This is a genomic window from Burkholderia ubonensis, assembly GCF_902833085.1.
Lineage (GTDB): Bacteria > Pseudomonadota > Gammaproteobacteria > Burkholderiales > Burkholderiaceae > Burkholderia > Burkholderia ubonensis.
This window is the reverse complement of the sequence record NZ_CADFEB010000001.1, coordinates 186,409-201,557: the sequence shown is the minus strand read 5'-3', so window position 1 is coordinate 201,557 and position 15,149 is coordinate 186,409. Positions and strand designations below refer to the sequence as shown.

General features: G+C 65.4%; 12 protein-coding genes. 3 read left to right on the top strand and 9 right to left on the bottom strand.

The features are described 5' to 3' along the window. Nucleotides 1-11: 11 nt before the first annotated feature. The 9 genes from glmS to HWX31_RS00830 all read right to left on the bottom strand — a co-directional run bounded on the left by glmS (nucleotide 12) and on the right by HWX31_RS00830 (nucleotide 11,650). The gene (gene glmS, locus HWX31_RS00870; protein ID WP_174962467.1) at nucleotides 12-1,835 is read right to left on the bottom strand and encodes a glutamine--fructose-6-phosphate transaminase (isomerizing); all 1,824 of its coding nucleotides are present in this window, start codon (nucleotides 1,833-1,835) and stop codon (nucleotides 12-14) included. Between the two features lie 59 nt (nucleotides 1,836-1,894). Continuing rightward, complete coding sequence (locus HWX31_RS00865; RefSeq protein ID WP_244143607.1) at nucleotides 1,895-2,458, bottom strand: Biofilm PGA synthesis auxiliary protein PgaD; 564 nt, start codon at nucleotides 2,456-2,458, stop codon at nucleotides 1,895-1,897. Continuing rightward, nucleotides 2,436-3,707 (bottom strand): poly-beta-1,6-N-acetyl-D-glucosamine synthase, encoded by a 1,272-nt coding sequence (gene pgaC / locus HWX31_RS00860; RefSeq protein ID WP_174962469.1) that lies wholly within the window; start codon nucleotides 3,705-3,707, stop codon nucleotides 2,436-2,438. Before pgaC ends, HWX31_RS00865 begins: the two co-directional genes overlap by 23 nt. Continuing rightward, on the bottom strand, nucleotides 3,704-5,794 hold the full coding sequence (pgaB, locus tag HWX31_RS00855; protein ID WP_174962471.1) for a poly-beta-1,6-N-acetyl-D-glucosamine N-deacetylase PgaB: 2,091 nt from the start codon (nucleotides 5,792-5,794) through the stop codon (nucleotides 3,704-3,706). The genes pgaC and pgaB overlap by 4 nt, the downstream gene beginning before the upstream one ends. A gap of 17 nt (nucleotides 5,795-5,811) precedes the next feature. Next, nucleotides 5,812-7,809, bottom strand: a complete 1,998-nt coding sequence (gene pgaA / locus HWX31_RS00850; protein WP_244143606.1) for a poly-beta-1,6 N-acetyl-D-glucosamine export porin PgaA — start codon at nucleotides 7,807-7,809, stop codon at nucleotides 5,812-5,814. 173 nt (nucleotides 7,810-7,982) lie between these two features. Then, nucleotides 7,983-8,693, bottom strand: a complete 711-nt coding sequence (locus tag HWX31_RS00845; protein WP_244143605.1) for a hypothetical protein — start codon at nucleotides 8,691-8,693, stop codon at nucleotides 7,983-7,985. A 39-nt stretch (nucleotides 8,694-8,732) separates the two neighbouring features. Beyond that, nucleotides 8,733-9,152, bottom strand: a complete 420-nt coding sequence (locus tag HWX31_RS00840; RefSeq protein WP_174962473.1) for a hypothetical protein — start codon at nucleotides 9,150-9,152, stop codon at nucleotides 8,733-8,735. Between the two features lie 994 nt (nucleotides 9,153-10,146). After that, the gene (locus HWX31_RS00835; protein ID WP_174962475.1) at nucleotides 10,147-11,136 is read right to left on the bottom strand and encodes a LysR substrate-binding domain-containing protein; all 990 of its coding nucleotides are present in this window, start codon (nucleotides 11,134-11,136) and stop codon (nucleotides 10,147-10,149) included. 193 nt (nucleotides 11,137-11,329) lie between these two features. Further along, nucleotides 11,330-11,650, bottom strand: coding sequence for a hypothetical protein (locus tag HWX31_RS00830; protein WP_174962477.1), 321 nt, complete (start codon nucleotides 11,648-11,650; stop codon nucleotides 11,330-11,332). A gap of 76 nt (nucleotides 11,651-11,726) precedes the next feature. Here HWX31_RS00830 and HWX31_RS00825 point away from each other — a divergent pair, with 76 nt between their 5' ends. The 3 genes from HWX31_RS00825 (at nucleotide 11,727) to HWX31_RS00815 (ending at nucleotide 15,137) form a co-directional block, all read left to right on the top strand. Then, on the top strand, nucleotides 11,727-13,142 hold the full coding sequence (locus HWX31_RS00825; protein WP_174962479.1) for a circularly permuted type 2 ATP-grasp protein: 1,416 nt from the start codon (nucleotides 11,727-11,729) through the stop codon (nucleotides 13,140-13,142). Nucleotides 13,143-13,212: 70 nt separating this feature from the next. Further along, nucleotides 13,213-14,154, top strand: coding sequence for an alpha-E domain-containing protein (locus HWX31_RS00820; protein ID WP_174962482.1), 942 nt, complete (start codon nucleotides 13,213-13,215; stop codon nucleotides 14,152-14,154). Nucleotides 14,155-14,162: 8 nt separating this feature from the next. Beyond that, a complete protein-coding gene (locus HWX31_RS00815) occupies nucleotides 14,163-15,137 on the top strand; it encodes a transglutaminase family protein (RefSeq protein ID WP_174962484.1) in 975 nt (324 codons plus the stop codon). Nucleotides 15,138-15,149 lie beyond the last annotated feature (12 nt).

Below are 15,149 nucleotides of genomic sequence, written 5' to 3'. Positions count from 1 at the left end.
GCGCAGCGGCGTCATTCCACGGTCACGGATTTGGCGAGGTTGCGCGGCTTGTCGACGTCGGCGCCGCGCGCGCAGCCGACGTGATAGGCGAGCAGCTGCAGCGGCACGACGTGCATGACCGGCGACAGCAGGTCGCCCGGCTCGCGCAGGCGAATCAGGCGCGTGTCGTCGGCGTCGTCGATCTCGAGATGGCTGCCCGCGAGCACGTAGAGCCGCCCGCCGCGCGCGCGCACTTCGGCCATGTTCGACTTCAGCTTCTGGAACAGGCCGTCGTCCGGCGCAATCGTGACGACCGGCATCGCGCTCGTCACGAGCGCGAGCGGGCCGTGCTTCAGCTCGCCCGCCGGGTAGCCCTCGGCATGGATGTACGACACCTCCTTGAGCTTCAGCGCGCCTTCCATCGCAATCGGGAAATGAATGCCGCGCCCGAGGAACAGCGCATTCTCGCGCTGCATGAAATCGGCGGCCCAGCCCATGATCTGCGTTTCCAGGGCCAGCGCATTGCCGACGCGCGCCGGCAGCCCGCGCAGCTGCTGCAGGCAGGCTGCCGCGCGCGCCGGGTCGAGCCGGCCGCGCAGCTGCGCGAGCGTCACCGTCAGCAGGAACAGCGCGACCAGCTGCGTCGTGAAGGCCTTGGTCGACGCGACGCCCAGTTCGATGCCGGCCTGCGTCAGGAAGCGCAGCGACGCGTTGCGCGCGATCGTGCTCGTCGCGACGTTGCAGATCGCCAGCGACAGGTCCTGGCCGAGGCCGCGCGCGTGCTCGATCGCGCCGATCGTGTCGGCGGTCTCGCCCGATTGCGAAATGCCGACGACGAGCGTGCCCGGGTCGGCCACCGATTCCCGGTAGCGGTATTCGCTGGCGATCTCGACCTGGGCCGGCACGCCCGCAATGCTCTCGATCCAGTATTTCGCGGTGAGCCCCGCGTAATAGCTGGTGCCGCAGCCGAGCAGCAGCACGCTCGTCACGCGCGACAGCAGCGCCTGCGCTTCGTCGCGCGAGCCGAACAGGGCCGGGGAGATCGTATCGACGCCGGCCAGCGTGTTGCCGATCGCCTGCGGCTGCTCGAAGATCTCCTTCTGCATGAAGTGCTGGAACGGGCCGAGGCCGGCATCGCCGTCGCGCGCCTTGACCTGGCACAGCGGGCGTTTCGCGTCGCGCCCGAGCGCATCGACGATCCGGATGTGCTCCGGGGTGAGCAACGCGACGTCGCCGTCCTCGAGATAGATGAAGCGGTCGGTCAGGTCGCCGAGCGCCGCGCAGTCGGACGCGAGGTAGTTCTGCTGCGCGCCGATGCCGATCACGAGCGGCGAGCCCGCGCGCGCCGCCACGAGGCGCTGCGGTTCGCGCGCGCTCAGCACCGCGACCGCGTACGCGCCGCGCAGGCGCTTGACCGCGCGAACGACGGCGTCGAACAGGTCGTCGCGATACTCGCCGTGAATCAGGTGGGCGATCACTTCCGTATCGGTCTCGCCGCGAAAGACGTAGCCGCGCTGCCGCAGCTCGGCCCTGAGCGCCTCGTGGTTCTCGATGATGCCGTTGTGCACGACCGCGATCGAGACGCCCGACATGATCGGGTGCGCGTTGGTCTCGGACGGCGCGCCGTGGGTGGCCCAGCGCGTATGGGCGATGCAGGTTCCGGCTTCGAGGCCGAGCATCGTCACGCGTTCCTGAAGGTCCGTCACGCGCCGCAGCGTGCGCTCGCTGCGCAGGTTGCCGCCGTTCTGCAGCGCAATCCCGCACGAGTCGTAGCCGCGGTATTCGAGCCGGCTCAGCGCCTTGACCAGTTGCGGCACCTGATTGTTCCGGCCGCTTGCTCCGACGATTCCGCACATGGTTCACCTCGTCCAGAAATAGTGATCGGAACGCCCGCGCGGTGCGGCGGACGTCGACTTCAGGTGCCGTGACGCGTCGTCCGGCCGACGCCGTCCCAGACGGTTTCGTCCGATTCCTCGTCGTCCCGTTCGCGCGCGTGCGGCGCGGCACGGCGTTCGTGGCGCTTCCATTCGAGCGCGGAAATCGAGCCGTCGGCGTCATGCGACGCGACGAGAATGCGCGATGCCTGTTTCCCGTCGGGGTGTCCGGATTTCGCGAGAGCCGTCGTCGGTCCCGACTTCGACTTCAGGCTGGCCGAGCGCCGCAGCATCTTCGTGACGTGCCACCGGAAGGTGAGCGGGTGGATGACGCGTGCGGCGATCAGCCACGTGACCAGCCCGCCGGCGATGAGCGAGATGCAGGTCACGTAGAACACCAGTTGCTCGATCGGCATTTCGGCGTCGTTGATCGGCAGCAGATAGCGGTACGTATAGATGCAGATCGACGCCCATACCGCGCCGACCAGCGCTGGCCGAATGAAGCGAAACCACACGATTTGCGAGCACCCGGAGATGATGCCGCGATCGGCGATCATCCGGGCGGGCGAACGGAGCGAGAGGTCAATAATCGGCGCGTTCTTCATGCTGAATTCCTCGGTCGGGACTGGTCCAAATTGCGCGTTTGCCCCGGCCCCGCAATACGATGGCGGGCAGGGCGACGACGGTGGTGATCATGCTGATCAACCAGAAGGCGACGGGATACCAGACGGTGTCCAGGAAATACATCAGGAGCTTTTCGTCGTAGCGGCGATCGATCATGCAGCCGACGATCAGCTGCAGCACGCAGGTCGCCACCAGCAGCATGCCGTGCCAGCGCGGCACCAGCGACACGTGCCAGTCCGGCGGCAGCGGATGGAACAGGCCGACGACCGACAGCAGCAGGATGAACGACATCGAGTACGCCCACGCGATGCCGATCAGGTACTCGGCGTAGATCGGCCACATCATCATCTGCGCGGGCCGCGCGACCGTGCTCGCATATTTGAGCAGCACCTGGATGCCGCCCTTGGCCCAGCGCAGCCGCTGGCGGTAGAGCCCCCGGATGGTCTCCGGCATCAGGATCCAGCTGAGCGCATGCGGCTCGTACACGACGCGCCAGTCGCGGCACTGCAGCTTCCAGCTGACGTCGATGTCCTCGGTCAGCATGTCCGAGCTCCAGTAGCCCACATCGGCGAGCGCGGTCTTGCGGAACATCGTGATGACGCCGGATACCGTGAAGATGCGGCCGTACACCTGCTGCGTGCGCTTGATCAGCCCGACGATCGACGAAAACTCGCCGACCTGCATGCGGCCGAGCAGCGACGTGCGCGTGCGGATGCGCGGGTTGCCGGTGACCGCGCCGACGCCGGGGTCGGCGATGAAATGCTCGAGCATCCAGTCGATCGCATCGTGCGCGAGCAGCGAATCGCCGTCGATGCAGAGCAGGTACTCCGCGTTCGACACGGCGGCCGCGGTCGTGAGGCCTACCGCCTTGCCCTCGTTGCGCGCGTGATGGATGACGATGAGCCGCGGGATGGCGGCGGCCAGCTCGTTGAGTATTTCGCCGGTGCGGTCCCGGCTTCCGTCGTTGACCGCGATGATGTCGTAGTTCCGGTAGTCCATGCCGTTCAGGTGCGTGATCACGCTGCGCACGTTCGCTTCTTCGTTGAAGCAGGGCACGACGATCGACACTTTCGGCATGCCGCTCGCCGCGAGCATGCGCTTGGACAGCACGCGCCCCTCCTCGAGCAGCAGGTAATGCACGACGCCCCCGATCATCCACAGATACGACATGAAGAACGGGTAATAGAAGACGAAGTCCTGCAGGCGCCGGATGAAGTCATGTGTGATCATTTTGCCGGCTTCCCCTGGTGCTGTTGCGCCTGCATCAGCGCATTGATCGAAGTCGGGTCGAGACGCGACTTGAGCGACATGGCGCTGCGTATGGTCGCGAGTTTCGGCTGATCGTGCAGGAAGTTGTCCGGGTAGTAGCCGAAGCTCAAGGCTCCGCGGCTTCTCAGCCGCCCCATCTGCGCAAGCAGCGTGGCGCTGGAAATCTCCTTGCGGGCGCGCCAGTCGTAGGCCTGCAATTCGAACACGGTCTTCGCGAAGCCGTGCTGCCTGGTGGCGACGACGCTGGCGAGCTTGTCCAGCCAGCGATCCGGGTCCGATGCCTGCTCCATGTACGGCATCGCCATCAGCGCGACGAAGTCGTACGCCTTGAGGAAATCGTCGTAGTTTTGCGCGTACCACGCTTCGGATTCGGGATTCAGCACCGGCTGCGCGAAGATGTTGCGCGCGGTGAGCACGTCGCCGGCGTTCTGGTTCGCCAGCACGACCTGCACCAGTTGCCGCGTCAGGTCCAGCAGATAGCGGGTCTTTTGCCGCGTCCAGCGGCTCATCAGGTCGGGCTTCGCGCGAATCTGCCCGATGTCGCGCGGCAGGCCCCATTGCGCATACAGTTGCAGCGCGTGCCGGCCCGCATCCTCGTAGTCGTCGAGCACGGCGTCGTCGCTGAAGAGGATGCCGTTGAACGACGCATATTTGCTGAGATCCTCGTAAATCTGCTCGATCAGCAGCCGGGCGTTCGGGTCGAACGGACTCAGGCGAAACACGCGCGTGCCGTTCTCGCGTGCCGGTGCGCCGCTATAGGCGGTGACCGTCTCGAGGCTGTGCAGCTTTTCCGGCGGCGGGCGGAAGGCCAGCACCGGCATCCACGCATAGACCTGGACATTGGACCGGGTATTGAGCTGCCATGCGGCGCGAGAGAACAGGTCGGCCCGCATCGGCAGGTGCCGGTTCGGAAAATAGACGGACTCCGCGACGCCGGTGCCCTTCGGATCGGCGAATGCCTGCAGGTAGACCGACTTCGGCTGCATCCGGTAGATGCGCTCGATGAGTTCGCCGAGATTCTTTTCCTGTTGCGCCGGGTTGGGGTCGTACACCTGGTCGAGATCGACCTGCACGATCCGCTCGGCGCCTTCGACTTCGCCGCGGTTGGTCGCCGGCTCGCGCATCGAGCGCTCGAACCCGCCGATATCGACGTCATACATCATCAGGATGCGTCGCAAGCGATCGAGCGGCACGTCCGGCGTATTCGGTCCGGCATCGAGACTGAACTGGATATCCATGCCGAGCGACGTCGAGATCTTTTGCACCGGCTGGTTTTCCGCGCCGTACGGCCACACCATCGAGCGCGCGACGAGCCCGGTGCGTTCGTGAATCTGCCGGATGCAGGTCTGCAGGTCGTCGTGCACCCGCGCTTCGAATTCCGCATCGGTTTCGTAGCGCTTCTCGTTGGCCAGATAGAGGTGCGACGTGGTGGCGGGCAGCTCGTTGCCCTGCGGATTGGCCACCGCGCCATGATGCAGGTTGTGCGTGTGGCAGGCGAGCTCGACCAGCTCCGACGAACCGACCTGCTTGACCTCGTCCCACGACATGAAGTAATCGCGCGGCAGCTGGATCTTGTCGCTGATGCGGATCGGCGCGTCGGCGGGGGCGTCGATCCAGGCGGTGACGATGCCCATCACCGCCGGATAGCGGAACCGCTTCAGCAGCGGCAGCACTTTCGTGAAGTGGCTGCGAAAGCCGTCGTCGAACGTGAGGAGCACGGAGCGGGGCGGCAACGGCTTGCCGCCGTGCCGTGATGCCTCGATCTGCTTGACGGTGATCGTGTGATAGTTGTTGGTCTGCAGCCAGGAAAAGACCGCGGTCAGCGTGCCGGTGTCGATCGCGTACGGATCGATCATCGTGGCGTTCGCGAACGTCGACAGCAGGTTGTCGCGCACGTCGTGCATGCAAATCACGCGGAAGGTCTTGCCGTCGGCGGGGTCCGACGGCGGAAGGAGGTCGATCATCCTTGCCTGGGTCACGCCCGGAAACAGCGAACAAGCAGCAGCTGTGCCAAGGCAACCACACATGAAGGTCCGTCTCGATTGCATTCGCTGGGCTCCTGGTTCTAGAACGGCAGGTTGAGCGCGAGGAAGCCCGTTTCCGAGCGCTCCCGCTGGCCGTCGTACGCATGGCTGCTGACCTCGACGCCGTAGGTCAGCGTGATGTCGTGCTTGAACGTCCACGCGTGTTCGAGGCGCGCGCTCCACAGCGCGCTGGTGCCGAATCCTCTCTCGTTGTATGTGCCGCCGGACGCGGAGATGCGCTGCCGCATCGACATGTCGCCCTTCTTCCAGACCATCCATTGATGCATGACGGTCGCCGCGGCCGCGTAGTCGCGCCTCGGGCTGAAGTAGGGGGCGTCCTGCCGCGTGTTGCTGTCGGTGCCGACGTTCAACGAAACGTTGACGAGCTGGTTCGCGGACGTGTACACGCGCTGCGTGCCGGTCGCCGCGATTTCCTGGTGGAAGTTCGAGTCGGAGTAGCGGCTCACGCCGTAGCTCAGCTTGACCTCGCGGCGATCGTTCTGGCGGTACGCCACCTCGACGTTCGCGGATTTGCCCCAGATGTGCGAGACATAGGCCTTCCACGGCAGCGAGTTGTCGTTGCTGTCGAGCCCGCCGGATACCGTCCAGTAGTCGTCGAAGTTGTAGGTGACGGAACCGCGGCCGCCGGTGCGCCCGTCGGCGCCGAACGAGCGGGTGGCTTCGGCCTGCAGGCTGAGCGGCCCGTGCCGGTAGTCGCCGCCGACCCCCGTGCGGGTGCGGCTGATCCTGCCGATGTCGGTTTGCGCATACCCGAAGAACGTATGGGAAAACACCCGCCAGTTGTTGCCGAACGGTTGCGAATAAAGATAGGTATCCGACGTAAACGCGTTGTCCGCCAGTGCGCCGTTGCCGTGCTCGTAGCTCAGCTCCGTGGTCAGCACCGGGCTGCGGTACGCGTTGTAGTCGCGCTTGAACTGGCGGACCGCGCCGCTGTCCGGAAACGTGTTGTCGAGGGTTTGGTCGACCCTTTGCGCGGTCGCATAGTCGTCCGCCACGAGCGACGCGCGACCGAGCCCGGCGAGGACTTCGACGCTGTCGGGGTGATCGGTCAGGGTGGCGTTGTACATCGCCATGGCCTGACGCGGATGCGACTGTCCCGACACCGCGTCGGCATGCGCGGCGAGCACCTCGGCGTTGAACGGCACTTCCTTCTCGATCTTTTCCAGTTCCGCGATTCCTTCCTCGGTCCTGCCCGTATTGATCAGGAGCTGCGCGCGCAGCCGGTAGTAGCGCAGGTAATCGTCGTTTGCCGGGTCCCACGGATGAACTTGCGCGGCCGGCGGCAGCGACTTGCCCATCTCGTCGAGCACCTTGCCCGCATCCTGCGCCCGCCCCTGATCGATATACGACCAGAACAGCCCTTCGCGCAGTTCGATCGGGCGCGTGCGCGCGCCATACTGGTAGCCGCGCGTCGCTTGGTCGGCCGATGACGCGCTCGCTTGCGTGAGCGCACGCCGATAGACGGCCTCGGCTTTGCCCGGTTCGTTCAGGTACAGGTACGCGTCGCCTGCGCCCGCCAGCGCATCGATCGAAATCTCCGCGTCGGGCGGGATCGTTTCGAACGACGCCACCGCCTTTTTCATGTCGCCGCGGGCGGCGTAGGCGACCGTGCGATCTCCGGCGAGCGCCGTCCTGACCGGCGAATACTCGGGCGTGATCGGCATTTTCGCGTTGAGCTCGTCCGCCGCGCGCAGCGCGGTGTCGAGCCCGTCGAAGCGATCGGTGCTCGTCATCGAGCGCGCCTTGTCGCGTCCGCCGCGCACTTGCTGGCGGATCGAGAGTTCCTCCAGCTGCGCGAGATCGAATGCGGAGAAGATGTCGGGCCGGGACTTCGCCTCTTCGAGCGCCTTGACGGCGCCGCCGCCCGTGGCGAGACCGAACACTTCGTCGCGCACGGATGCTGCGTCGGCCGGTTGCGCGCGCGGCGCGCCTTGCGCCTCGGCGACGTTCCGGGGTTGGCTCGACTCGGTTTCGCCTTCGGCGGCGATGCAGGTGCCGGATGCGATCAGCAGCAACATGAGCGGCGCCTGAACAAGAATCCGCCGGTTGCGCGGAATGGCAGTGAGTCTGCGATTGTTGATGTTGGCCACGGGGTGTCCTCACTTCGAAACGGTTAGATCGGTCATGCGCCGATCAATGCGCTCGATCTGCGGTCGAGTTTGTTGGTGATTCTGGTTCCCCGAGTACAACGTCAAGGATGGTTTCGGATGGCCTCCCCGAGCAGTGCCCGCGATTCGCCGTTCTGCGGGTCGATGGCGAGCACCCGGCTCGCGTTCTGTTCAACACAGTCCCATTGTTCGAGCACCGCGCACGAGCGCGCCTTCGTGAGCGCACGGGCGCTCTCCAGCTCCTCGTGCGTGACGCCTGCGGTGTGCGCGTGGCCGCCTTCGCTGAACGAATGCGGCCTTGCCGCGACAGTCATGCGTGTCCTTGTATTGGCAACGTCATGAGGCCGTGGATGCTGATGCGGCTGGCGATGCAGGCCGGCATGCTTTCCGTTGACGGCGCCGCCGGATGGCGCCGGATGTGCCGCATGCGGGTTGGCCGCGGCGGCAACCGGCGGGGCGGGGGCGGGCACGGGTGCGGGGGGCATTGCCGTCGGCTGAGTGTCGACGCGCGGCGCGGCCTCCGGCTCGATTTCGATCGTCACCGGCGATGTCATGCCGGTGGGTGGTGGCGCTGCAACAGCGAGCTTGTCAGTGCTCCTGACAGATATGCCGACCACGCCCGATGCTTCATGCGATGCCCTGGAAACCTCGTCGACGACATCCCGCTTGACATAGGCGAATATGCCGAAAATCACGGCAAAAGCCACGAAGCTGAGCGCTGCGTTCTTGCCCGGGCCCCAGCCCGGTTTCGGATGGCCGGTGGAGTGCATATGCTGTCGATTCATACTTGTCATGCATTGCTCCTCGATTCCGTGCCGTTGCCGGTGGAACGCTTACCACCGTAGCTGCGTATTCAGCACACCCGTTTCGACGATCGCGTATTTCGTTTCGCCCTGGTACGTGCCCTCGATCCGGTAGCTGGCATCGGGAACGCTGAACAGGCAGCGCGGTCCTGCCGCGTTGAATTCGGCGAGCACGCGACCGTGGCGCCTCAGCCGCACTTGAACGTTGACGAGCGGATTGCCGGATTGGGCGGAAGCAAATGACACGCCCAGGTTGTAAGGACGCCCGTCGGGTGGAAGCGGTGCGGTGCCGTCGATCCGTGCGTCACCGCAGATGTATGAAATCACATAACGCTGCGTGTCCGGCTGTGACGCGGGAGTCGTCTGGGCCATTGCCGCTGCGCCCATGCAAAGCATCGAAGCGACAGCGGCTGCAGCAGGAACAGCTTGCTTTCGAAACGAAGATAACATCGGGACCTCCGTTCGCATTTGATAGCAAGCATACATTCCGGAACGTAAAACGCAAAGACCATTCGCCATTTTCCAACGCACTATTCACTTTCACGGATCGATTAATAAAATGCCGTGCATGACGTGGGAGTGACGATGGTCGGGAACGTAATATCTGAAATGGGAATTAAGGCCGTTTCGTGCGATCAATAACGGCCGAAAAATGAAAACCTCTCCAGTTTGCGGGATCGCATGGTCGTTTCAACCTGCAGAACATAATATGGAAAGAAGGTTGAGGTGCACTTCGTTCCGGCGGCGTAGCCGACGAATGGCAATTTTTTCCGCCAATCCGTCTGCGGTATTGCGTGGCGCGGGACGTTCGACGCGCGGCGCCTGCTAATGGGGTTGCGATTGAATTTGCATCACTGATAACGACTGACGATTGAAGATTTTCCGCCATGTGGGAGGAGATGCTTTGGGTTGACGCGTGGAATTGTATTTTTGGTCCTGGTTGTTTGGTTGAATAAATGATGTGGTTTCAACGGTGAGGCATTTTTGATGGTTGGCTGTTTCGTTTGTGATATCGAAATCGTATTTGTGTGATTTCAATGAAAATCTCGTGAAAATTCCCGGTGAGGCAACGGGGTGGGCGCGTTCGGGAATAGGGGTTTTCGCTCCTGATTGATATTCGGCATTTGAAATGGATCATCGGTGTTAACGCCGACGGGATATTTACTTATTGGCAGCGGATCAAGACTGAATATTGGCCGGGATCGGCGGCGCAACCTGCTCATGCGCGGGCGCGTCGTCCCGGGATGGTCCCCGAGACGACGCGCTGAAACGCGAGGAGGATGTGGTATCACCAGACCAATTCGGTGGCAGGGTGCCGTGCGCGATCAGGCCGGCAGGAGATTCGTCATCCTGACGGAAGGGCAAGGAAGACGTAGTTTGAGATGGCGCGGGCCGATATTCCCCCGCGCAACCGGTCAACGGCACCGCACCCGCCCGGCCGGCGCTACCGCCCGCCGCCGCTCGCAGCCCGTCTCGCGACCCGCGTCGCCGGCGCTGGCGGATCGGCCGTCGCCGTCGCCGCGCCGCGCGGCCGGTTCATGATGTACGTCCACAGCTGCTCCGCCGCCAGCCCGCGCTTGCGCGCCGACCGGTACAGCCGGATCTCCAGCTCGGTGATCCAGTCGGCCGACCCGGCACACACGAGGCTGCCTTCCGCGAGCTCCTTCGCGACGCAGCTTTCCGGCAGCCAGCCGATCCCGTGGCCCGCCACCACCATCCCTTTCAGCGCCTCGGACATGTGCGTCTCGAAGCAGCGGTGCAGCGCGTACGGCTCGGCCGCGTTCAGCAGCAGCATCTCGACGACGTTGCCGAGGAAGGCCCCCGACGAATAGGCGAGCAGCGGCAACGGCTCGCCCGGCCGGCCGGGCAACTGGAACAGCGGCTTGCCGTGCGCGTCGGGCGTGGAGACGGGGAGGATCCGCTCGACCCCGAGATTCACGAACGGGAAATGATTCGGGTCGAGCACGATCGGCAACTGCGGATGGTGATAGCCGAGCAGCATGTCGCATTCGCCCTCGACGAGCTGCTGCACGCCCTCCGGCACGTTCACCGCGTTGACGCGCGCGGTCACGTGGCCGACTTCGCCGTTGAGCTGCTTCAGCCATTCGGGGAACAGCGTGAACACGAGCGTATGCGCGACCGCGAACCGCACGACCTGGTCGCTCGCCGCGAACTGGTCGTAGCCGTTCACCAGGTTGCGCGCCGCATACATGCTGCGCAGGATGTCCGCGGCCAGCCCGCGGAACATCTGTCCGGCCGGGGTGAGGGCGACCGGCGTGATGCTCCGGTCGACCAGCTTCGCATCCATCCAGGTCTCGAGCGACGCGATTCGCCTGCTGAATGCCGATTGCGTGAGATGCCGGTTACGCGCCGCCCGGGAAAAACTCTTGGTATCGGCAAGGCTCAGGAAATCTTCCAGCCACTTTGCTTCCATATCGATCGTCGTCTTTTATATAGTCGGGCGCTTGCCGAAGCCGGCGCGGGTTTCTGCGGAACCTTCTAGCCTACCGCGCCTCGTGTCGAGCATACCGATGTTTTTTTTCGATGGGTGTTAGTCGAAATATGCATGAGCGTTGTCGCCATAAATACGGCTGCATAACGTTGTCATGCCGGACAAGGCTAACCGGTTAGTTCATCTCGCGTCTGAACCAGCCGGCTGGCCGTGGTCGGTACTTCCCCCCGGGCTCGGCTGCGCCGTGCGCGCGCCGGCCCGCCTCTTTCGCCGACGCGGTGCGGCAACCCGGCGCGCGGGGCATCGCGCCGGAGCAGCCGCGCGGGCTGGCCGGCCGCGAATGCTGCACTGCAGATTGCACATCGATGACGCGCGGGAGAACCATGATCGTGACACGCGGCGCACCGATGCCGCGAATCGCGTCGCGCGCTGCACCGTCGTGGTGCGGCATGCCGCCGGAGCGTGCCGGCGGCGCGGCGAAATCGGGGAATGGCAAGGCACGCTCCTTGCTCAGCAGTCGTTACGCCGGTCCGGCATGCGCAATGCCGGGAAAAACGATGGAGAACAAATCGATGAAGCCATTCGATGAAATGCTGCAATCCGGCGACATGGTCAGGGCGCCTTACGCGCGCCTGAAGCAGTGGCTCGACACGCAGAACCCCGCGAGCCTCGCCCAGAAAGCCCGCGACGCGGAGAACGTATTCCGCAAGACGGGCATCACGTTCGCCGTCTACGGCGACGCGGACGCCGCCGAGCGGCTGATCCCGTTCGACATCGTGCCGCGCATTATTTCCGGGAACGAGTGGAATCGGCTGTCGCTCGGCATCGAGCAGCGCGTGATGGCGCTCAATGCATTCCTCGACGACATCTACCACCGCCAGGAAATCGTGCGCGCCGGGATCGTGCCGAAGCACCTGATCGCGCACAACGACGCGTTCCTGCCCGAGATGATCGACTTCCGGCCGCCCGGCAACGTTTACACGCACATCATCGGCGTGGACATCGTGCGCACCGGCGAGAACCAGTTCTACGTGCTCGAGGACAACGCGCGCACGCCGTCCGGCGTGTCGTACATGCTGGAAAACCGCGAGACGATGATGCAGCTCTTCCCCGAGCTGTTCCAGCAGGTCAAGGTGCGGCCGGTCGAGACCTATCCGCAGATGCTGCGCCAGTCGCTCGCGGCCGTCTGCCCGCCGGGCGGCAACGCCGATAATCCGACCATCGCCGTGCTGACGCCCGGCATCCACAATTCCGCGTACTACGAACATTCGTTCCTCGCCGACCAGATGGGGGTGCACCTCGTCGAGGGCAGCGACCTGCAGGTGATCGACGACCGCGTCGCGATGCGCACCACCGAGGGCTTCCGGCCGATCGACGTGCTGTACCGCCGCGTCGACGACGCGTTCCTCGACCCGCTGACGTTCCGCCCCGATTCGGTGCTCGGCGTCGCGGGGATCATGGACGTGTACCGCGCGGGCAACATCACGATCGCGAACGCGCCGGGCACCGGCATCGCCGACGACAAGGCGATCTACTCGTACATGCCGGAAATCGTCGAGTTCTACACGGGCCGCAAGGCGCTGCTCGAGAACGTGCCGACCTGGCGCTGCGGCGAGGCGGACAGCCTGAAGTACGTGCTCGATCATCTCGACGAACTGGTCGTGAAGGAAGTGCACGGCTCGGGCGGCTACGGGATGCTCGTCGGGCCGTGCGCGTCGAAGGCCGAGATCGAGGCGTTCGCCGCGAAGCTGCGCGCGCGGCCCGCGAACTACATCGCGCAACCCACGCTGGCGTTGTCCACGACGCCGATCCTGACCGAAGCGGGCCTCGCGCCGCGGCACGTCGACCTGCGGCCGTTCGTGCTGGTGTCGGATCGCATCCGCATCACGCCGGGCGGGCTCACGCGCGTCGCGCTGAAGGAGGGCTCGCTCGTCGTCAATTCGAGCCAGGGCGGCGGCACCAAGGACACCTGGGTGCTGGCCGACTGAACGGAACGCGGCGACAGCGCGCGCCGGCAACGGCGGCGCGCGAACGGAAACCAGACGGAGTGGACACAAGATGCTTCTTGGACGCACAGCGAGCGGTCTCTACTGGATGTACCGCTATATCGAGCGCGCGGAGAACACCGCGCGGATCGTCGACGCCGGCCTGCGGATGGCGCTTACGCGCACCTCCGACGCGCCGGCCGAATGGTCGTCGGTGCTCGTCAGCTCGGGCGCGGACGACGGCTACCGCGAGAAATACGACGCCTACGCGGCCGACACCGTGACCGACTACCTGCTGCGCGACCGCGACAACCCGTCGAGCGTGCTGTCGTGCATCGAGGCCGCGCGCTCGAACGCGCGGATGGTGCGCACGGCGCTCACGCGGGAAGCGTGGGAGAGCGTGAACGGCGCATGGCTGTCGCTCAGCCGCGTGCTCGCGCAGCCGGTGCCGGAGGGCGAACTGCCGGCGGTGCTCGACCAGGTGAAGCGCGAGACCGCGCTGATCCTCGGCAGCTTCTACAGCACGATGCTGCGCAACGAGATCTTCGATTTCGCGCAGATCGGCGCGTTCGTCGAGCGCGCCGACAACACCGCGCGGATTCTCGACGTGAAGTACCACCTGCTGCTGCCGTCCGTCTCGCACGTCGGCACGATCCTCGACAACTACCAGTGGGAAACGATCCTGCGCTGCGTGGCCGCGCACCGCTCGTACCGCTGGGTCTACGACGTGCAGTACAAGCCGATGAACATCGCCGACTACCTGATCCTCAACGGCCGGATGCCGCGCTCGCTGCGCTATTGCTACGGCCGCGTCGTGTCGAGCCTCAACCTGCTCGCGAAGGACTACGGCGTCACGCACCCGTGTCACGACACCGCCACGAAGATCCTGCAAATGTTGTCCGACACCAGCGTCGAGCGGATCTTCAAGAGCGGCCTGCACGAATTCCTGACCGACTTCATCGGCCGCAACAACAGCCTGGGGCTCGAAATCGCCCAGGCATACAACTTCGACTGAGACTTGCCATGCGACTCGCCATCCGACACATCTCGCGTTATCAGTTCGACGATCAGGTCACCCACGTGCTGCAACGGCTGCGGCTGCGTCCGCAATCGGGGCCGGGCCAGACGGTGCGCGCGTGGCAGGTCACGATCGACGGCGTCGAGCCGACGCTCACCTATGCCGACGGGCTCGGCAACCGCACCGACCTCGTGCGGCACGACCAGGGCAAGAAGCCGGAGATCGTGATCGTCGCGGCGGGCGTCGTCGAGACCCAGGACCGCGCGGGCATCCTCGGCCACACCGAGGGCTACGCGCCGCCGTGGATCTTCGAGCGCGAGACCGCGCTCACGAAAGCGGGCGACACGGTCCGCGCGCTGGCCGACGCGCTGCCGATCGAGCAGCGCAGCCTCGATGCGCTGCACTGGCTGATGACCGAGGTGCACGGCCGCATCGCGTATGCGCCGCATGCGCCGGACACGCCGGTCGACGCGGAAACCGCGCTGCAAAGCGGCGAGGGCACGAGCCGCGATCATGCGCACGCGTTCATCGCGGCGGCGCGGGTGCTGAAGATCCCCGCCCGCTACATCTCCGGCTACGTGCTGGCCGACAGCGCGATGCAGCGCATCGCCGATGCGAAGCAGCACGGCGGCGGCGCGCACGAGGAAGAGGCCGTTGCGCTGCAAAGCGGTGACGGGATGCAGCAGGCGCTCGGCGCGTCGCACGCGTCGCAGTCGCAGGGCATGCCGCGGCCGGCGCTCGGCGCGCAGCAGCAGGCGGCCGCGCCGATGCAGCAGCCCGCCGGCCACGCATGGGCCGAAGCGTATGTCGACGGGCTCGGCTGGGTCGGCTTCGATCCGTTCATGAACCGCTGCCCGGACGAGCGCTACGTGCGCATCGCGACCGGCCTCGACGCCCGCGACGCGCAGCCGGTGACCGGGGCCGGCGCGACGCCGGTCGGCATCGAGATCAGCGTCGTGCAGTCGCCGGAACTGGTCTGACGCGCCCGTCAG

Excerpts from the sequence above, each read along its gene's own strand:
- glmS (WP_174962467.1), bottom strand. The coding sequence starts at position 1,835 with ATGTGCGGAATCGTCGGAGCAAGCGGCCGGAACAATCAGGTGCCGCAA.
- HWX31_RS00865 (WP_244143607.1), bottom strand. The coding sequence starts at position 2,458 with ATGAAGAACGCGCCGATTATTGACCTCTCGCTCCGTTCGCCCGCCCGG.
- pgaC (WP_174962469.1), bottom strand. The coding sequence starts at position 3,707 with ATGATCACACATGACTTCATCCGGCGCCTGCAGGACTTCGTCTTCTAT.
- pgaB (WP_174962471.1), bottom strand. The coding sequence starts at position 5,794 with ATGCAATCGAGACGGACCTTCATGTGTGGTTGCCTTGGCACAGCTGCT.
- pgaA (WP_244143606.1), bottom strand. The coding sequence starts at position 7,809 with ATGTTGCTGCTGATCGCATCCGGCACCTGCATCGCCGCCGAAGGCGAA.
- HWX31_RS00845 (WP_244143605.1), bottom strand. The coding sequence starts at position 8,693 with ATGACAAGTATGAATCGACAGCATATGCACTCCACCGGCCATCCGAAA.
- HWX31_RS00840 (WP_174962473.1), bottom strand. The coding sequence starts at position 9,152 with ATGTTATCTTCGTTTCGAAAGCAAGCTGTTCCTGCTGCAGCCGCTGTC.
- HWX31_RS00835 (WP_174962475.1), bottom strand. The coding sequence starts at position 11,136 with ATGGAAGCAAAGTGGCTGGAAGATTTCCTGAGCCTTGCCGATACCAAG.
- HWX31_RS00825 (WP_174962479.1), top strand. The coding sequence starts at position 11,727 with ATGAAGCCATTCGATGAAATGCTGCAATCCGGCGACATGGTCAGGGCG.
- HWX31_RS00820 (WP_174962482.1), top strand. The coding sequence starts at position 13,213 with ATGCTTCTTGGACGCACAGCGAGCGGTCTCTACTGGATGTACCGCTAT.
- HWX31_RS00815 (WP_174962484.1), top strand. The coding sequence starts at position 14,163 with ATGCGACTCGCCATCCGACACATCTCGCGTTATCAGTTCGACGATCAG.